Annotated in this window: 16 protein-coding genes and 1 tRNA gene; 14 read left to right on the top strand and 3 right to left on the bottom strand. The window is 43.9% G+C overall.

Going from position 1 to position 16,776, the window contains the following annotated elements:
- Positions 1–34: 34 nt before the first annotated feature.
- From HGH47_RS09430 to HGH47_RS09440, 3 genes are all read left to right on the top strand, one after another.
- Positions 35–118 (top strand) — tRNA-Leu (locus HGH47_RS09430).
- A 66-nt stretch (positions 119–184) separates the two neighbouring features.
- Positions 185–1,237, top strand: a complete 1,053-nt coding sequence (locus HGH47_RS09435; RefSeq protein ID WP_432912005.1) for an S-methyl-5-thioribose-1-phosphate isomerase — start codon at positions 185–187, stop codon at positions 1,235–1,237.
- 63 nt (positions 1,238–1,300) lie between these two features.
- Positions 1,301–2,374: a DUF2804 domain-containing protein gene (locus HGH47_RS09440; RefSeq protein WP_432912007.1), complete on the top strand. Its 1,074-nt coding sequence runs from the start codon at positions 1,301–1,303 to the stop codon at positions 2,372–2,374.
- A gap of 48 nt (positions 2,375–2,422) precedes the next feature.
- Here the strand turns inward: HGH47_RS09440 and HGH47_RS09445 are convergent, their stop codons facing one another.
- On the bottom strand, positions 2,423–3,571 hold the full coding sequence (locus HGH47_RS09445) for a glycosyltransferase (protein ID WP_432912010.1): 1,149 nt from the start codon (positions 3,569–3,571) through the stop codon (positions 2,423–2,425).
- Positions 3,572–3,775: 204 nt separating this feature from the next.
- Here HGH47_RS09445 and HGH47_RS09450 point away from each other — a divergent pair, with 204 nt between their 5' ends.
- Together HGH47_RS09450 and HGH47_RS09455 are read left to right on the top strand one after the other, a co-directional pair.
- Complete coding sequence (locus HGH47_RS09450; protein ID WP_432912013.1) at positions 3,776–4,660, top strand: hypothetical protein; 885 nt, start codon at positions 3,776–3,778, stop codon at positions 4,658–4,660.
- 12 nt (positions 4,661–4,672) lie between these two features.
- The gene (locus HGH47_RS09455) at positions 4,673–8,131 is read left to right on the top strand and encodes an InlB B-repeat-containing protein (protein WP_432912016.1); all 3,459 of its coding nucleotides are present in this window, start codon (positions 4,673–4,675) and stop codon (positions 8,129–8,131) included.
- 95 nt (positions 8,132–8,226) lie between these two features.
- On the opposite strand, the gene HGH47_RS09460 is transcribed toward HGH47_RS09455, so the two are convergent.
- Positions 8,227–8,727: a hypothetical protein gene (locus HGH47_RS09460; RefSeq protein ID WP_432912039.1), complete on the bottom strand. Its 501-nt coding sequence runs from the start codon at positions 8,725–8,727 to the stop codon at positions 8,227–8,229.
- A gap of 152 nt (positions 8,728–8,879) precedes the next feature.
- Between HGH47_RS09460 and HGH47_RS09465 the strand changes: the two genes are divergently transcribed.
- The 6 genes from HGH47_RS09465 (at position 8,880) to HGH47_RS09490 (ending at position 13,088) form a co-directional block, all read left to right on the top strand.
- A complete protein-coding gene (locus HGH47_RS09465) occupies positions 8,880–9,215 on the top strand; it encodes a helix-turn-helix domain-containing protein (protein WP_212566023.1) in 336 nt (111 codons plus the stop codon).
- Between the two features lie 206 nt (positions 9,216–9,421).
- Positions 9,422–10,420 (top strand): efflux RND transporter periplasmic adaptor subunit, encoded by a 999-nt coding sequence (locus HGH47_RS09470; RefSeq protein ID WP_212566024.1) that lies wholly within the window; start codon positions 9,422–9,424, stop codon positions 10,418–10,420.
- Positions 10,421–10,442: 22 nt separating this feature from the next.
- On the top strand, positions 10,443–11,126 hold the full coding sequence (locus tag HGH47_RS09475) for an ABC transporter ATP-binding protein (RefSeq protein ID WP_253676581.1): 684 nt from the start codon (positions 10,443–10,445) through the stop codon (positions 11,124–11,126).
- A gap of 365 nt (positions 11,127–11,491) precedes the next feature.
- Complete coding sequence (locus HGH47_RS09480) at positions 11,492–11,884, top strand: type II toxin-antitoxin system RelE/ParE family toxin (protein ID WP_230974568.1); 393 nt, start codon at positions 11,492–11,494, stop codon at positions 11,882–11,884.
- A complete protein-coding gene (locus HGH47_RS09485) occupies positions 11,871–12,152 on the top strand; it encodes a helix-turn-helix domain-containing protein (RefSeq protein WP_212566025.1) in 282 nt (93 codons plus the stop codon). Before HGH47_RS09480 ends, HGH47_RS09485 begins: the two co-directional genes overlap by 14 nt.
- Before the next feature lie 144 nt (positions 12,153–12,296).
- On the top strand, positions 12,297–13,088 hold the full coding sequence (locus HGH47_RS09490) for an ABC transporter permease (protein WP_432912022.1): 792 nt from the start codon (positions 12,297–12,299) through the stop codon (positions 13,086–13,088).
- A gap of 444 nt (positions 13,089–13,532) precedes the next feature.
- Here HGH47_RS09490 and HGH47_RS09495 read toward each other — a convergent pair whose 3' ends face one another.
- Positions 13,533–14,234 (bottom strand): LexA family transcriptional regulator, encoded by a 702-nt coding sequence (locus HGH47_RS09495; protein ID WP_432912025.1) that lies wholly within the window; start codon positions 14,232–14,234, stop codon positions 13,533–13,535.
- 153 nt (positions 14,235–14,387) lie between these two features.
- On the opposite strand from HGH47_RS09495, the gene HGH47_RS09500 reads away from it, so the two are divergent.
- The 3 genes from HGH47_RS09500 to HGH47_RS09510 all read left to right on the top strand — a co-directional run.
- On the top strand, positions 14,388–14,639 hold the full coding sequence (locus HGH47_RS09500) for a hypothetical protein (protein ID WP_432912028.1): 252 nt from the start codon (positions 14,388–14,390) through the stop codon (positions 14,637–14,639).
- A 17-nt stretch (positions 14,640–14,656) separates the two neighbouring features.
- Complete coding sequence (locus HGH47_RS09505; protein WP_432912031.1) at positions 14,657–15,109, top strand: hypothetical protein; 453 nt, start codon at positions 14,657–14,659, stop codon at positions 15,107–15,109.
- Positions 15,110–15,144: 35 nt separating this feature from the next.
- On the top strand, positions 15,145–16,776 hold a 1,632-nt coding region (locus tag HGH47_RS09510), incomplete at its 3' end, for a transposase domain-containing protein (RefSeq protein WP_432912034.1).

Consider the following 16,776-nt stretch of genomic DNA (forward strand, 5'->3'; position numbering starts at 1 on the left):
AAGAAACTTAATATGCTAAAGTATCCCCTCGAAAGCCGGCGTGGTGAAATTGGTATACACGATAGACTCAAAATCTATTGGGGGCAACTCCGTAAGGGTTCAAGTCCCTTCGCCGGCATGTTCTTCAATTCACCACTTGTTAATCCACCGGTCTTCAATCTATCAAAACTACTAAAAATGAAATATGGAACGAAAAGACGCAGAACTTGCATTTTTATTGCAATACGAAAATGTCGCATGGTATGAAAAAGGACGTGTCAGAATCCTTGACCGGCGCATCTATCCCGAAAAAATAACGTATGTTGAATGTTCTTCGTGGGATGAAGTCCGACAGGCGATTGCCGATATGGTAACCCAGAGCGCCGGACCGTACACGGCTGCCGCTATGGGGATGGCGCTTGCCGCATATCAAGTACGGAATGAAGGGGCGGAAAAGCAGCGGCACTTTCTTGAAGAGGCGGCGCAGGGGTTGGCTCATGCCCGACCGACGACGGCAAACAGAATGGGGCAAATTACTGCAGGCAGTCTTGCTGTGGCTGAAAATGCCTTGAATGCGGGGCAAGATGTAGTAACCGCCCTTTTTAACACTGCAATAGATTCGCTGAATCGGCGTTACGGTATAATGGAAAAGGTTGGAAACTACCTTGCAGAGCTTTTCCCGCAAGGGGGTGGCGTTCTTACCCAGTGTTTTGGAGAAACGATTGTCGGGATGATGCTGAAGGCAGCCCGCGCGCACAATAATCCCGTTAGAATAATCTGTGCCGAAACGCGGCCGTTTCTGCAAGGCGCCCGCTTAACTGCAAGCTGCGCCGCCGATATGGGGTTTGATACCACCGTTATTACCGACAATATGGTTGCATATACGATGCAGCAAGGGCAAGTCGATCTTTTTACCTCGGCAGCGGATACCATTACGCGGGACGGGCATATCGCGAATAAAATCGGCACGTTTCAGATAGCCCTGCTTGCAGAACGGTTCGATATACCGTACTATGTAACCGGCATACCGGATGCAGATAAGAAAAGCGCCGCCGATATCCGCATCGAACAGCGTAACCCTGAAGAAACGCTTTCGTGCCATGGAGTACGGCACACTCATCCTGCGGTAAAAGGTATCTACCCTGCATTCGATATTACACCGCCTCAGCTTATTAAAGGAATTGTAACCGATAAGGGAATATATCATCCCAAAGAACTCGGTGCGTATTTCGATATGCCGCAGGATAGGTTTTATTAGATTATCGGGCATCGCTAAAAAACTTTTCGAGATACTCGATCAGATAGTTATTAGGTTATTACTATGGATATACAAAAAGTTCCTTATACCCGCATTATTACTCCGGCTCCGCGCCGCCCTATCGAAAATGGGGTACCGCTCTTCGGGTCGTACTCGGGGATGTTCCATACCTTTGACATACGGGGCGTCAAGAAGCCGTTTGGGGATTTACCGCTTCCTACTTTTCTTACGGATATCCGTGTAACCGATACATTGCGGCTCCTCTTTTGCGATGATAACCTTATCGGCGAAATTGAATTTTTTTACGGCGGATATTTTGCTTTTATGGAAACAACGCTGTGGAACCGCCAGACGAACCGCTTGCTTGCCTACCGGCAACTTTTGCCGCTGGGGTTTGTGCATCTGCCCAAATACATTGCGTACAGCGTTGCAACATGCCGCGTTAAACGGCGGTACGTCCGTATCTTTTCCCGTCTTTCCAAAGGGCTGCTCTATGCCGATTTCGATTTTCTTGCTGCCAACGACCGGCCGTCATGCGAGGGCAGGCTTGATTTTGATTCGCGTTCACCGCAATGCACCGACTATTCTGCTGTCATTCCTGCTTTTGTGAGCCGCCGGTGCCAAGCCGTGTATTTCCGATCATTTGCCGTAAACGGCTGGGTTACGTTTGGACATAATCAAGATATACAATTAAATAAAACAACCGCGGTCGGCTTTTTGGATTTTCGAAAAACCTATACATCCCCCCGTACAAAGCGGAGCGTCGTTATCGGGCTGGGTATTATTGATGGCGCTCAAGTTTCCTTCCATTTAAGTAATTCCATCGCTCCCGACAGCTACAGCTATAACGACAATATTTTATTTTACGGTGGAAAACGCATCCCGTTGCCGCCGGTACGTATCACCTATCCGTTCGGCTCTTCCAAGAATTGGATTATCCAAGATACCGAAAGCATGGTCGATTTAACCTTTACCCCAAGCGCAATCTCTCAGCGGAATCTGGATATCCTCGTTTGGCGGCGGGACTATAAGACCATCTGCGGCACTTTTGAAGGCTCTTTTTTAATTGAAGACGGTGTAGAGCTCAAATTAAAAGGGTTCCCCGGCATCGCAAAAAAAGTTAGGATGAGAATGTAAAGGACATCGGCAGGTGTCTACCGCAGTTTTTCTCCTTTAGTTTTGTGCTTAGTTCTGTACTTCCGGAAAACGATAGATAAAATCGGCAATAGGTTCCAATCCGTTTTGAATATGCATCGTGTCAATTTTCTCTTCTATAGAATGCAATAAGGAATCGTCGGCGATTATCTCTTTTACTTTTTTTATTATTTTTCGCGGGTGAGGAATATACCAGCCGAGGTTATTGTTTACGACGTAGAGCATATTTCCCAGTTCTTGTCCACGCACATAGCTTGCAAGGATTAATGGCTTTCCAACTGACAGTGTTTCCATAACGGTAGCGGGTCCGCCTTTGGTGATGACACAATCGGATACATTGATTAAATCGGGCATAAACGAAACAAAACCGAATACCTGAATATTGGTAATGTTCGTAGTTTTAAGCAGAATTTCCAGTTGCGTTTTTAACACTTTATTCTTGCCGCAGATAACAATTAAATGTGCGGGGCATCGCTGAAAGATAAAAGCGTTGACAATCGCAAGTGTCGATTTTAAGCCTTCCCCCCCGCCGACAACCATTACGATTTTTTTATCAAGCGGTATGCCATGCCGGTGTTTCGCTGCAATTTTTTCCGCGGCCGTATACCGCCGGTCAAAATTCCGCGAAAGCATAATAGGAAATTGATGAACCTGTTCCGGTTTAAAGCCATAGTGTGAGATCGCTTCTTTTTGCAATTTCTGGGAAAAAACAATAAGCTCAGTATTTTTTGCATAAAACCATGACGGATGTGCGGTGAACGGATCCATCACGATGGAAATTAATGGGATACTGGGATTCACCCTATCGATTGCAATCCGTGCAAGCGGGATAAGTATTTCGTGCAGGCAAATCAGTTTGGTGATTTTTTCGGCTTTAAGAAATGTTACCAGATTTTTTACAATAAACGGACGCAGTAGCCATCTACAAAATGTTAAAATCTTTTTCGATTTTGTTAACTGATAGAACGCAACGTAACCGGGTTCAAAGTAGTTTGAAGTTGCAAGATAGCCTTTTTCAAAAAAAATACGCGAAATCCGATTGGAGCCCTTGAAACCGTTTTGCGGAATATATTCGGCATTATTCGGATATTTTTCCTTTAAGCATGCAATCAAGGCGTTAGCGCCGGAAATATGCCCGCCGCCTGTTTTTAGATATAAAAAGCCGATACGTTGTTTCATTGTTAGCACTATACCAAAAAGAGGTTACAAGCGTAAAGATGATGAGTTGATGTGGTGTAACTGCATTTTTCTGCCGCCGTCATAATAGGTCGATTTAGCAACTGTTGACGGCTTGACAAACTACACATTTTGCCGATAGCATAAATGAGTGTTTGTAAATAACACTGAAAGATGCCCGGTGGTATCTAAAATGAGGTGAAAACTATGCATTTACATAAAAAAACAATTGCGGTGGTAATATTTGCTGTCGCCGCTATCCATTTATATGCATTTGATTCCGGTTTTACGCTGGGACTAAAGGCAAATTTAACCGGCTCTCTTACCGATCCTCGGATAAATAAGAAGGATATGGACTACTTAGGCGGCAACGGAATGAAGGGAATGCTTGGCTATATTACTACCGGCGAAGCTGATTTAACCTATCTTTTTGATTCGATACGCTACTTTCGCTTGCAAGATAACTCGGTATTCGGCGGCTTGGGATGGAGCTTTGCGCTTGGACTTGGGCAAGGCTTTTCGGGACAGATATCCGGTCAATTTAATGATAAGCTGAATGGGGGTAAAGGAAAACAAATCGATGTTTTTTGCCGTGTGCACATGACGCCGGTGCTGACCCTTACCTCAGGGGTTCGTTCATATTTTTTGCGCAACCGTCTGTCATTAGGCTTGAACACCGGCATCAGGATGCCGCTTGATCCGCAGCCTATCTATGAATTGTACACAAACCTTACGCCGGATGAAGTGGAACAATTAAGAGGAGAAGGCATAGATTTTTCCAACGAAACGGGAACGCTCTTAATTACGCAAGAACAAATGAAAAAGATTAATCCTGTCGGCTTTACTTTTAAAGGCTTTATTGAGTACAATCAACCATTCCTTTCCAATATGGAAATTGTATTAGGCGGTTTCTTGTCATATACCATATATAAGCCGAAATATGTAACAATGCCGCAAAAACTTATCGATGCGGCAAAAGCTGGTGGAGCGGCAAAAGGTATCACGGTTGATGTGGTAAATACCCCTATTAATTCATTTTATATGAATTCACTCGATTTTGGTATAACAATCGGGTTGACGTTTAAAGTATAAGGAGGAGTTCTTATGCGTTTGTCTAAAAAGATTATAAATACGCTTACTTTAATACTCTGTGCCGTTGCTGCGGTGTGTGAGTTTTCAGCATGTAAACCGGCAATCGGGACGCCGTGGTATCCGCGGTCGGCATCCTCCTCTTCCGCCGGTTTTGTTATTACCGGCATACAGGTCAAAGGATTGGATGTCGTCCCTGTTCTGGCGGAAACTCCGGCCGACGATGCGGATAAAATAAAGAAATTTTCGGAGGCAAACAGCTATGTCGTTACTGTTCCTGCCGATGTTACGGAAATAACGGCCGAGAACATAACGGTTACGGCGATCGCATCTCTTTCTCGAAAGGACGCTCTTTCAGTAGAGGTAAAGCTGAACGGCGGCAGCGTTCCGTTAAGCGCGGGGCAGACTGTGCCCGTTACCATAAAAATAGCGGATCCTGACGGGAAATATGCTGTTCAGGAAAAAGTAATAAATATAACACAACACGAACCATACGAATTGGAATTAAAACGCCTTACCGTTTGCGGTATCGACGCAATGGCAGGAAGCGTTACGGTTCCTTATAAAGAAAACGTTATTGTTGCTTCCAAAATTCAGGCTGAATTTTTATACGGTGAAACCCAAACCGTAATACCGGTAGAAGTGAAAGACGCCCCCGTGTCTTTAAAGGAGAACGAAGAAACCGAAATCAAACTGTTTGTTAGGGAACTGAAGGGGCAATATAAAGATTTTGAGCATGTTATCAGCGTAACCAGAGCTGAAAAACCGGAGAACGGAGGGGAAGCCTTAGAGCTTGAAGCCGTATATGTACGGGGTGTGCCCGGCAATATCGCCGGTAGTATAAGCATACCGGAAAATACGGAGAAGCTTACCGCGGACGATATAATCTTATCGTTTAAGACATTCGGCTATATAGCTGCGGAAATGACGCCGCCGGAACTGGTATTTAAGGGAAAGACCGCATCCGCAAAATTTAAGATTTCTGCAAAAGAAGGAAAATACGAAGAATGGGAGCGCGAGTTTACATTTAAAAAAGACGCTGCGGCGGTATATAATCCGCGGGATAAACACGGCAACAAAAAGTACATTGTAAAGGTTACGACCGTAACCGAAGAAGTCAATCCGTTTGATCATTACGATGAAAATTATGAGTTCCCCGCGTCCAAATTCGACGAATGGGTTCTGCATATGCCTTCTATGTCGGGTATTATCGCTTCGTATAAATTCCGCGCGGGCAGCTGGAGCGGAAGTCCCGAAATGGTTGAAAACATTCCTTCAGGAATCGGTTCGGGGTTTAAAGCAATTTCCAATGTAAAAATCTACCGGTATAAAACTAGAAAAGACCGAGGGAGTGCACACGGTACTGATAGCGAACTTGCAGCCAATCCTCATGACAACCGATTCTATTTTTACCGGTTTACCGCAGATGCTTCAATGGGGATAAAAGCCGACAATTCCATGTTCTGTGTAGACCGGTACTCAAAGTTCCTTTTTTATTATAGTGATCCGGCTAAGATAAAAAGTATTGCCGGCAGCAAGCTCCCTACGGAATGGACTGACTATGCTGCTGCTTCTATAGGAGACCACATCCAATTTGCAGAACCGTTTTATATGAGCGATCCTGTCGGATATGTAAGGGAAGACGGTTCCGTTGTTATGTACCAATGGATAAAGGACAATATAAATGCGGCGAATTACCATGCGCAGAAAAACCCCGCTTATGACAAACCTGCCGGTAAAAGTCCGGGAAAAGCGGGCTATTCGCCGTATCGAAAGAATATCATAATAAAGAAGACGGAAGTTACGACAGAGGTAAACCCTCATTATACGGTATCGGAACCGGTTATCGTAGGGCAGCCTGTTTCCGTTTATGCGCGGGTGGGAGCTGCCGTATCGCTTGAAGTAAAGGTTTTACCTGCTCCGGAAGGAGAGGCGCTTTCATATCAATGGTATAAAAAAGATAAGGAAAGCGGCAGTGTAGAAGAAATTTCCGGGGCAAATGCAGCCGTTTATACGCCGGATACCTCCTCTGAAATAAACGCATATTGTTATTGTACCGTAAAGAATACGAATTCCGCTAACGGACAGATTGCCGAGGTACAATCGGAAGACGCACGGTTGTGTATTTTAAGCGGGACGGGGCCGATAAGCGTCGATGCCGAGCCGCCTAAAATAACAAAGCAGCCGCAGCCTAAGACCAAAACCGTTCCGCTGAACGTCACTACCGAAATAGAGCTCAGTATGGAAGCGGTTTCGGTAGACGGTGGTGCGCTTTCATATCAGTGGTATAAGACCACAAACCCCGCAGAGGAAGGAGCCGCCGTAAGCGAACCGAGCGATCAAGCTGCGTACCTGTGTGAACCCGATACGTCTTCCACCGGTACTGCATATTATTATTGCCTTGTTACGAACACAAACAATAACGCTGACGGAAACAAAACCGCAACACGGAAAAGCGACGTCGTGACAATTGAAGTTGAAGAAGCGTATAAGGTTATCTTTACCGTGGACGGAAACGGCGGCTCTCTTACCGCCCTTTATGACGGAAAGGTAATAGATTCGGGTTCTTACGTAAAAAAAGGCGGTGTGGTTAAATTTATCGCAACCCCCAAGCCCCGGTACATTGTCAAAGAATGGGCAGGTATTACGCCTGAGGCTTCACTGCCGGATAACACCTTGGCGTTATTAACGGTCGGGAACGAAAATGTTACCGTTTCGATTTCTTTTGAGCCGAAGATGCGCCTTACCGTAACGCCTAAGATTTACAATGAAAGTTTACAGTCTTGGTGTACGGCAGACGGCGATCACTTCAGCCATAAATATATTGGCGGCGCTCATTTTGCTCATGATCTTGCCGTTACGGTAAATGCAAATGGCGGTACGGATAACATACAATGGAAATACGACTTTCCTATTGAAGGATCAGATGGCTTGTTCACAGGAATCACAAACGGGGGACACGGTGAATATGTGAAAGAGAACGATTACATAAAACTAGAGAAGTATAAGGAAGACAATAATGTTGTTGTGCTAGCTAAGAATTTCTCTGATTTTTCAGAAATGGATATTGTATTTAAAACCTATCTGATAAAATCAAACAGACATGATTTTTGGCGTACTGAAAAGATATGGGCAGGCGGTGGACCGGTATACCCCAAGCAGCCCTTAGACAATAACAGCATCATTAAACTTGTCTACAACGAAACTACCGGAACATGGCGTTTAGATGCAACTGCACTACAACTTAATCAGCCGGAACGTGTAACGATCTCCTATGACGAAAACTTTACCCTTGCCGATGGCGAAGAAAAAGACTTTGTTATTACGTATACGGTTAATAACAACGGCTATAAACATGACGAAGACAAAAAATATAAAAATATGGACGATGGTGGAGAGAATGAAGCTAGTACAAGATCAAAGGGCACGGTAAAAGTAATTTACACCATTGGATGGAAGTTAGGTAATAATTAGTGAATTAAGAATTCATAATTAAGAATTGAGGAAAAGCCGTTTTATGTTGAAGAAATTCTACATAGAACGGCTTTTTTTAATTAAGAATTAGTAAATCAGTTTATCGCTTCTACCTCTGCTTGGGTAAGACCGGTCGCTTGCGCTATCTTTTCCCGCGAAAGGCCGAATTGCAAGAGATTTTTTGCCGTTTCGACTATGAAATCGTCACTATGCGTAGCGCAAGCCGCTGTAACAGTGACAAATTCAGTGGCTGCCTGAGCATTCTGCAAGATTCCTGATTGGTAGTCATGAGAAGTTACACAATTTCCGAAATCTCTGAAATTGTCGCTATGCGTAGCACACCCCCCCCCCATAACGCCGATACCTTCACCAACCGCCTGAGCATTCTTCATGTTGCCGATAATTTGATTACCTGCTTCAATAACCGGCTGAAGATTTTTATCCTTACTCAGAGCATTTTTCTTAATTTTTTTATTCATATTCTCATGCTCTTTCCAGATTTTTGATTGATCTTCACAAGAAGCATCAGTTGCATCTGCAAATCCAAAGCAGATAAATGCGGTAAGCACCACAAGCCCCATAAACATCTTTTTCATAAGATTCTCCTTAAAATACTATTGGTAATCGCTAAAAAACGAAGCTTTTAGAGATTCCTTGTTATCTTCAATACTGAAGACTAATTAATAATAATACACAACACTTACTATTGTCAAGTTGATAATACCTACTTTTATCGTAATATTTTACTATGACTCAAATAGAATTACGGGGATATCTTTCACAAAATATAAAAACATACAGAAAACGACTTGCATTAACGCAAGAAAAATTAGCTGAAAAAACGGGGCTTTCTACGCAAACTATTAATGATATAGAAGGATGCAGAACGTGGGTAAGCGATAAGTCTCTTATAAAAATAGCAGAGATATTGCATACCACGCCTGCTGTGTTACTTTTCCCGAAACAAGAATCCGCACGTACAACATTTAGTGAAAACGATATAGAAATAGCAAAAATAAAAGCAGAGCTGACCGCAGCGATTAATGCGCAAATTCAAGAGGTGTTTTTACCGTATCAAAAATGAACCTTTGCGACATTATACTTACTGCGCCAAACGTCTTACACCCGTTCTGTATCTTTTTTGATGCAGTTGTCTTGCTAATAATATAATTGGAGATTTGTTAAAAAATAAGATAGCAAAAATTGATTCCGATTCATTCGCACTCGGTGTGATCAATATTTTCTATACGCCCGAATCGAATTTTTATACGAACTAATTTGGAGGACACGATGAGTCTCAATAAACAGCCGCTGACGGCACGGCAGCAGAAATCGCGGAAAACGAGAATTATTGTTATTGTATGCATAGCGGCGTTGGTAGGCGGCTGGTATGTTTTTATGAAGCCTAAAAATACAAAAACAGGTGATTTGCCGCCTTTAACGGTAAAAAAGGAAATCGAACATAATCAAATTGAGGTGTCCGGTTATATCGAAGCGGCACAAACGCAGGTTTTAGAAGCGCCCGGCGAGGGGTTTATCGAACAGGTTCTGGTAAAAGAAGGCGACAGGGTGAAAAAAGGCGCATTGCTTTTTGCGCTTGATACCGACAAACAGAGTTATGCTGTTGCAGAACATGCTTTTGCGATAAAACGGGAGCAAATTAACGGCGCCTCGCAAAAGCTGAGCTTGATGGAACAGGAACAGCGGCTTTTGGAAAAACAGCTCGCCGACCGCAAAGTGTATGCCAAATTCGACGGCATCGTTGCGGCTTTCACGATTTCGCAAGGGCAATACGCCAAGGCAAAAGATACCTTCGGCACACTGATTGACCGCAGTTTTCTTAAAGCCACGGTCGAAATTGCCGAAAGCGATGCGTCCCGCCTTGCAGTCGGACAAAAGGTTGATATGACATTCCCCGCCGAACCGGATATTAAAGTGCAGGCGGAGGTTATCTCCTATCCGGCAATCGCACGCTTAACCAGCCTTGGGCGGACGGTTGTCGATACGCTGATCCGGCTGGATAATCCGCCGGAAAAAATTCTTCCCGGTTATTCTTTTAATGGAACCATCGTAACCGGCGCCGACTCCGAAGTGCTTATAGTAGAGCAAGATGCCATCCGTTATGTGGAAGGGAAGCCGTTTGTCGATAAAATCGATGGCAATACCACACAGGAAATTCCGGTAACCGTCGAACCGTATATTAAAGGCTTTGTGAAGATTCTCTCCGGTGTGCAAGAAAACGATGTGCTGAAAAATCAAGCAAAACTGAACAACGATAGAGATTTCTAGGAGACGCATAGTGAAAACAGGGATGATTGTCTCCCTTGATTCGGTGGTAAAAACCTTTTTTATGGGAGAAAACGAAGTACATGCCTTGCGCAGCGTCTCGTTCGATATACCGGAAGGGAGCTTTGTTTCGCTTATGGGGCCGTCCGGTTCAGGTAAAACGACGTGTATGAATATGATCGGCTGCCTTGACCGCCCGACGGCAGGGGCAATCTATGTTGACGGAGAAAACACTGCCGAAATGACCGAAAAAGATTTGGCATTTTTGCGGAATAGAACGATCGGGTTTGTCTTTCAGCAGTATTTTCTTCTGCCCACGCTTACCATTCTTGAAAACGTGATGCTACCGCTTCGGTATCAGGGGCTGCCTGCCTCCGAACGGAAGAAGCTTGCCGCCGAAGAGCTGGACAAAGTAGGATTGAGCAACCGCCTCAAGCACCGTCCGAGCGAGCTGTCGGGCGGACAAAAACAACGTGTCGCTATTGCCCGCGCCCTTGTAACCCGTCCTAAACTGATTCTTGCCGACGAGCCGACCGGAGCGCTCGATTCCGAAACGGGTCAGTCCGTACTCGATCTTTTTTTTGACATAAACCGGCAAGGCACGGCGGTTATCATTGTTACCCATGATCCGGACATCGGTGCAATGGCGCCGCGCTCCATTCACCTTAAAGACGGAAAAATCATTTCCGACACGGCGGATAATTTTTGAGAAATGGACAAGGGAAGAATTATATCGTGTCTAAAATATTTATTGATACAAATATACTCGTTTATACCCTTGCTTCAACTTGGCCTTGCTATGCACTTTAACCGCTTCCTGTAACGCTATTTTTCCTTTAGCAAAGAATTTGACCGATAGATATTACGAATTTTTTAGGAGAACCTATGAGATTACATATACAACACATACGGGACGGAGCCCATGTTTGAAGATATCCTCTCAGCCTTGCAAAATTTCCGGCACAATAAGATGCGCACGCTCCGATGCTCATATTGTTATGGGTATTATCATCAAGTAAAGAAAGTTTTACAAAAACGCTTGATTTTGTAACAATATACTGTTACAATTTAACCATGAATAAAAAAGAATACGTTTTATATACGGGAGAAAAATTCACTGTAGAATGGTATTTTACAATAGAAGGTAAAAGTCAGCCCTTTGATTATTTCAATGAACTTGATTCCCAGCAGCAAATGAAATTGTTATATTTGGTAAAACGTATGGGCGATTTTGGAAAAATTGCAGATAAAACGAAATTCAATTTTGAGCATGATGGAATTTGGGCATTTAAACTCAATCCGGACAGATTTCTTTCATTTTTCACAAGCGGAAAGAAAATCATTATAACAAATGCTTTTGAAAAGAAATGTGACAAATTACCACGTACAGAAAAAGCTAAGGCTGAAAAGTGCAGAAAGGATTATGAACTGCGCGTAAAAGGAGGAACTTACTATGACAACATTTGACAGATTAATGCAAAACTCAAAATTTAAAGCTGAGTTTGAAAAAGGCTACAATGAGTTTTTAATTTCAGAATTCATGATTGAAAAAATGGAAGAAGAAAATATTTCCGTCAGAGAATTGGCAAAACAAGCAAAAGTGTCTCCCACCACAATCCAAAACTTACGCAGTGGAAATGCAGAAACAGTAAAATTCAAGACACTTTCAAATATTATGCAAAAATTAGGATATGTATTACAACCTGTGAAGGTGGTAACATTACAACAGAAATAAAAGACATAGGAAATAAGCGAAAACAGCTAACGCCCGCTTCAACATGGCCTTGCCTTTGGCAATGCAGATTATGCAAATATTAGGCGGGACGTTTTCTAGGAGAACCTATGAGATTACATATACAACACATACGGGACGGCTCTCATGTTTGAAGATATTCTTTCAGCCTTGCAGAACTTCCGGCACAATAAGATGCGCACGCTCCTGTCGCTTTTAGGAATTATGATTGGGGTATGCTCGGTTGTTATTACGATGAATTTGAGCCGCTCGCTGGAAGCAAGCGTTGCTTTGGTGTTTAAGGATTTAAGCAGTTCGATGGTCGCCGTGTGGCCTTCGTCGTGGCGGAATGCTGCTATTACATTTAATGACCGTTATGCTGATATGCTGAAAAAAAAGATACCGCAGATAAAACGCGTTTTTTGGTTTGATTCGTTTAATGCTGCGGTCATGCGCGGCCGACTGAATGCCGGATCTAAAGAATGCTATGGTATAGAATACGGGTACATGGAAGCGCAGAAATGGCATCTTGACTACGGTATGGGTTTTACCGCTTCGGATTTTATGACCGGTGCGCAGAAGGTTATTATCGGGGAAGATATTGCCAAAGGTTTATTCCCTGAAGGAGGCGCCGTCGGCAAGAAGCTGACGTTATCGGTAAATAACGGAAATGCTGCGCCGCTGCTTTTTACGTGTACGGTTATCGGTGTGCTTAAAACAAAAGAAACGGCAATGGGACAGATGCAGCGGTATGTACTGATACCGCGTTCGTTTATGGCAATGCAGCTTGGCCGCAAGAAAGCTGACTCGGTTGATGTTGAGTTGTACGATACTGTAATGGATATCGAAGCGGTTGAAGAGGCAATTAAAGCAGCATCCGACGAATGTGGGCTATCCCCAAGACTAGGAATTACAAGAAGCCCCAAAAACCCCAATTAAATCCATACACCCTATAAACTTATCCAATCTACCACCCCGAAAAATTCCCCCGCAAAAAATAAGAAAAAATGCGAAAAAACGAGAAAAAATGAGAGTTTTTCGAGAGAACCCGCTAAAAACACAACATCCCTTCAAAAGCCTTAAAACCCATTAAAACACCCTCTAAGTGGTAATATTTCCCTATTTTAACCCCGTTTTATGCGCACCAGTGGAAAAACAGCCCAAAAAACATCAAAATTCACAGAAAAAGCCGTATCCCTAAAACCCCGTGATTCTGCCGAAAGCGGGACATGAAAATTCCTAATTTGAAGAAAGCGGGACATTGGTTGTAAGTATATATTATATAGCTATTTAGATAATGTATTTAATTATAAATATTAGAAAGCGAGACACAATTATATGTCCCGCTTTATTCTGCTAAAGTGGGACATTAGCATTAAAATTTTACGCCTTATGCAAACTCTGATTACACGGATGAATCCAATATAAAACCCTGCCAAATATTGTCAATCGATCTGCACTGCTCATATCCCGCATATCAAGTGTTTCCATCAATTCAGCCTTCTCCAAATCCAAATGCCGGACGGAAAATATCTTTATCTTACGCATATCAAATTCAAGCCGTTTACAGTAAACATCGCCGTCAAGGGCAAAAACATAGATTCCATCCCGTACTCGCTGATCCGTTGTGCCGTCAAAAAGGACATAATCACCGCTTTGAATACCTGCTCCTATCATAGAGGTACCCTCAACTCTAAGAGCAAACAGCCGGTTGATTTTTACTCGGGAGATATTAAAAATATCGATATAATCAATAATATTATCTTCGCTTTCCCAATCTTGTCCCGGACCGCATGAAACCCTTTGCCGTAATAACGGGATTTTAGTTGCAACGTTATTTTGATTGAGTACGGGTAAATCTTTTGAAGCCGTTGATAGTATCATATCTCCTACGCCTGTATGATACCAATGCAAATTCAAACCTAATTCTGATAGTTTTAGAAGAACTGAATCAGGAACCGATACATCTCCATTTTCATATCGCGACCAATTGCGTTGATGGATACCGATCTTTTGAGCGATACCTGTCTGATTCAAGTGTAAATATTCTCTAAAAATGACCAACCTATCATTTTTATCACTCATTTTACATCCTTTTTATAAAAATAAGGCATAAAATGTCTTGACTTTAGACACAAAACGTCTTATAGTATAACTATCGGTACTAAATAGAACCGACATAACCAAAAAAAAGAAATCCGGTGCATACGGATTTCTTAAAAACAAAGAGGCAAACCTGTGGCAAACAGAATTACCAAACAGATGGGATGCTGGATACAGTACCAGCTCAAGCTCAACGGCTATACCCACGATGCAGTAGCGCTTAAAGCAAACCGCTCCTCAAATATTGTATCACAATTTTTGAACGGTCGTAAGGGGTCTATTCCGACACAAAAAGCGCTCTGCGAAGTGCTTGGATATGCCGATTTTAACGCACTTATCGCCGCAATACCGGCAGAATGCAAAACCGAACCGCGCAAAGGCGCGTAAAAAAAGCGAGGTACAATATGGAAATCAATATCTGCGTATATCACGACTACTACACAAAAGCTGAACAGCAAATACCCGAAATAGTTTCACTGCTGCGAACGCTGAATGAACGTGCTCCAAAAGGAGATCATTATAGCATTGGAGCCGCCCCCTTTTATTTTTCCACTCTCGAATACATTTTAACCCGCGATGACTATGACTTCTGCATATTTTTTACGCTTAATCCATCTATCGTCGCCTTAATGCAGCAGGTTCCCTATATGTCGCATATCGTTGTCCTTGAAGATTTTTCTGCGTGTCCCGAGCTTTTCTCCGGATGGGAGCAGCTGCCGAGTCCGGCAGGTTCGCAGCAATGGCGCCCTGCTGCTTGGAAGAACAGGGATACAACCGTGCTGGTAACGACACCGGAGCGGTTAATTGAAGATGCATTCGCCTTTTTCAAACAGAAAGGCTTGTCTTTCAACCCCTAAAAGAGCGGGGCGTATGCGGTAAGCGAGGTAACGGTATGGTCAAAAGATGGATTTCGTCAGAAGAAATAGCAAATATCTTAGGAATAGCAAAACGGAGCGCGAACAGACGCGCAAAGACCGAGGGGTGGACTGGTCGCAAGTTGCAAGCTCGGGGCGGGTCTTATAGCGTATACTTTGTGAGCACCCTCCCTGACGATATCCAGCGGGCCTATGCAGCCAGCCTTTCAATGGATTTACAGGCGCTTAAAACGGCATTAAAACCCACATCTGAGGCAGAAAAAAAGGTACTTATCATCTCGTATAACGGGCGTGGCGCGGTAACCAAAGCGATAAAACCGCTTGAAGCGTCAAGCGAAGCAGGCTTACGCATCGCAGCCATGCGCGTCAAACTTATCGAAGCCTATTCACAATCGGGGCTTTCGGCAAAAGCCTTTATTGCCGCCTACGAAGCCGGAGAAGTCGCTGCCGATCTCCGTGAGCGGCTCGGACGCTGGGGCAACATCCATACCCAGTCTAACTTTTATAAGAACTGGCTTGCCGTCTATCAAAAACACGGCATTGCAGGGCTTATCCCGCAATATGACCGTAAGCGCGGCGGGGCGGGCGCGAGCTTTGACGAAAAAGCAAAAGAGATTATCAACTCGCTCTATCTCGATTTACGCAAGCCGAGCGCAGCATCCGTCACCCGCGACTTAGCGCAGTTCGGCTACGATCTCAAATACGTTACCGTCAATCGGTACATCAAAGAAATTCCGAACTCGGTCAAAGTCTTTTATCGGGAAGGGCAAAAAGCCTATCACGACAAATTCGATCCGTACATCGAGCGCGATTATACGCTCTTTAAGGCGATGGAATGGGGCTGCGGCGACCATCATATCTTCGATTTTGTCATCATTCACGAAGGGCGCATCTTCCGGCCGTGGGTTACGCTTTTTATGGATATGAGGAGCCGCACCATTACCGGCTGGTGGATTGATGTAGTGCCGAATACCTTGACGATTATGCGGGCATTTTCTCAAAGCGTTGAGCAGTATGGACTTTTTGAAAATATGCTCGTTGATAACGGTAAAGACTTTAGAAGCGAATGGTTTGCCGGAAGCGAGTGGAAACAGCGGAGGACAAAGCCTGAAAAAGAAACGCTTGAGCTCATTGAAGGGGTACTGCAGGACTGCAAAACGAACGTCCACTTTGCTACTCCCTATCGGGGACAATCAAAGCCGGTTGAACGCTTTTTTAGAAGCGTCTGCGAGCTTTTTTCAAAGACACAGGATTTTTATGTCGGCTCCAATACGGTTGACGCTCCGGAAGATAAAAAACTGTTCTGGGGACGCATCAATGGACGGGACAAGATACAAGTAACCTACACATTAGAGCAATTACGGCGCGATTTTGCGCAGTTTGTAACGTGGTTTAACTCAAGCTGGCAGCACTCAGGGCAAGGGATGGACGGTAAAACACCGGATGCAGTGTTTGCCGAAACCTTTGACCACAAGCGCGAGCTGCCGGAAGAATACCGCAAATACATCTTTACGGTACGGGAAAAGCGGGTTGTCCAGCGCAACGGCGTATCGATAGACGGTATCAGCTACTACAATCCTGAAATGGTTCGGCTTATCGGCGAAAAAGTAGAAGTCAGGCGCGACATAAACGACATCGGTAAGGCTGCT

Source organism: Treponema sp. OMZ 805, assembly GCF_050937395.1.
GTDB lineage: Bacteria > Spirochaetota > Spirochaetia > Treponematales > Treponemataceae > Treponema.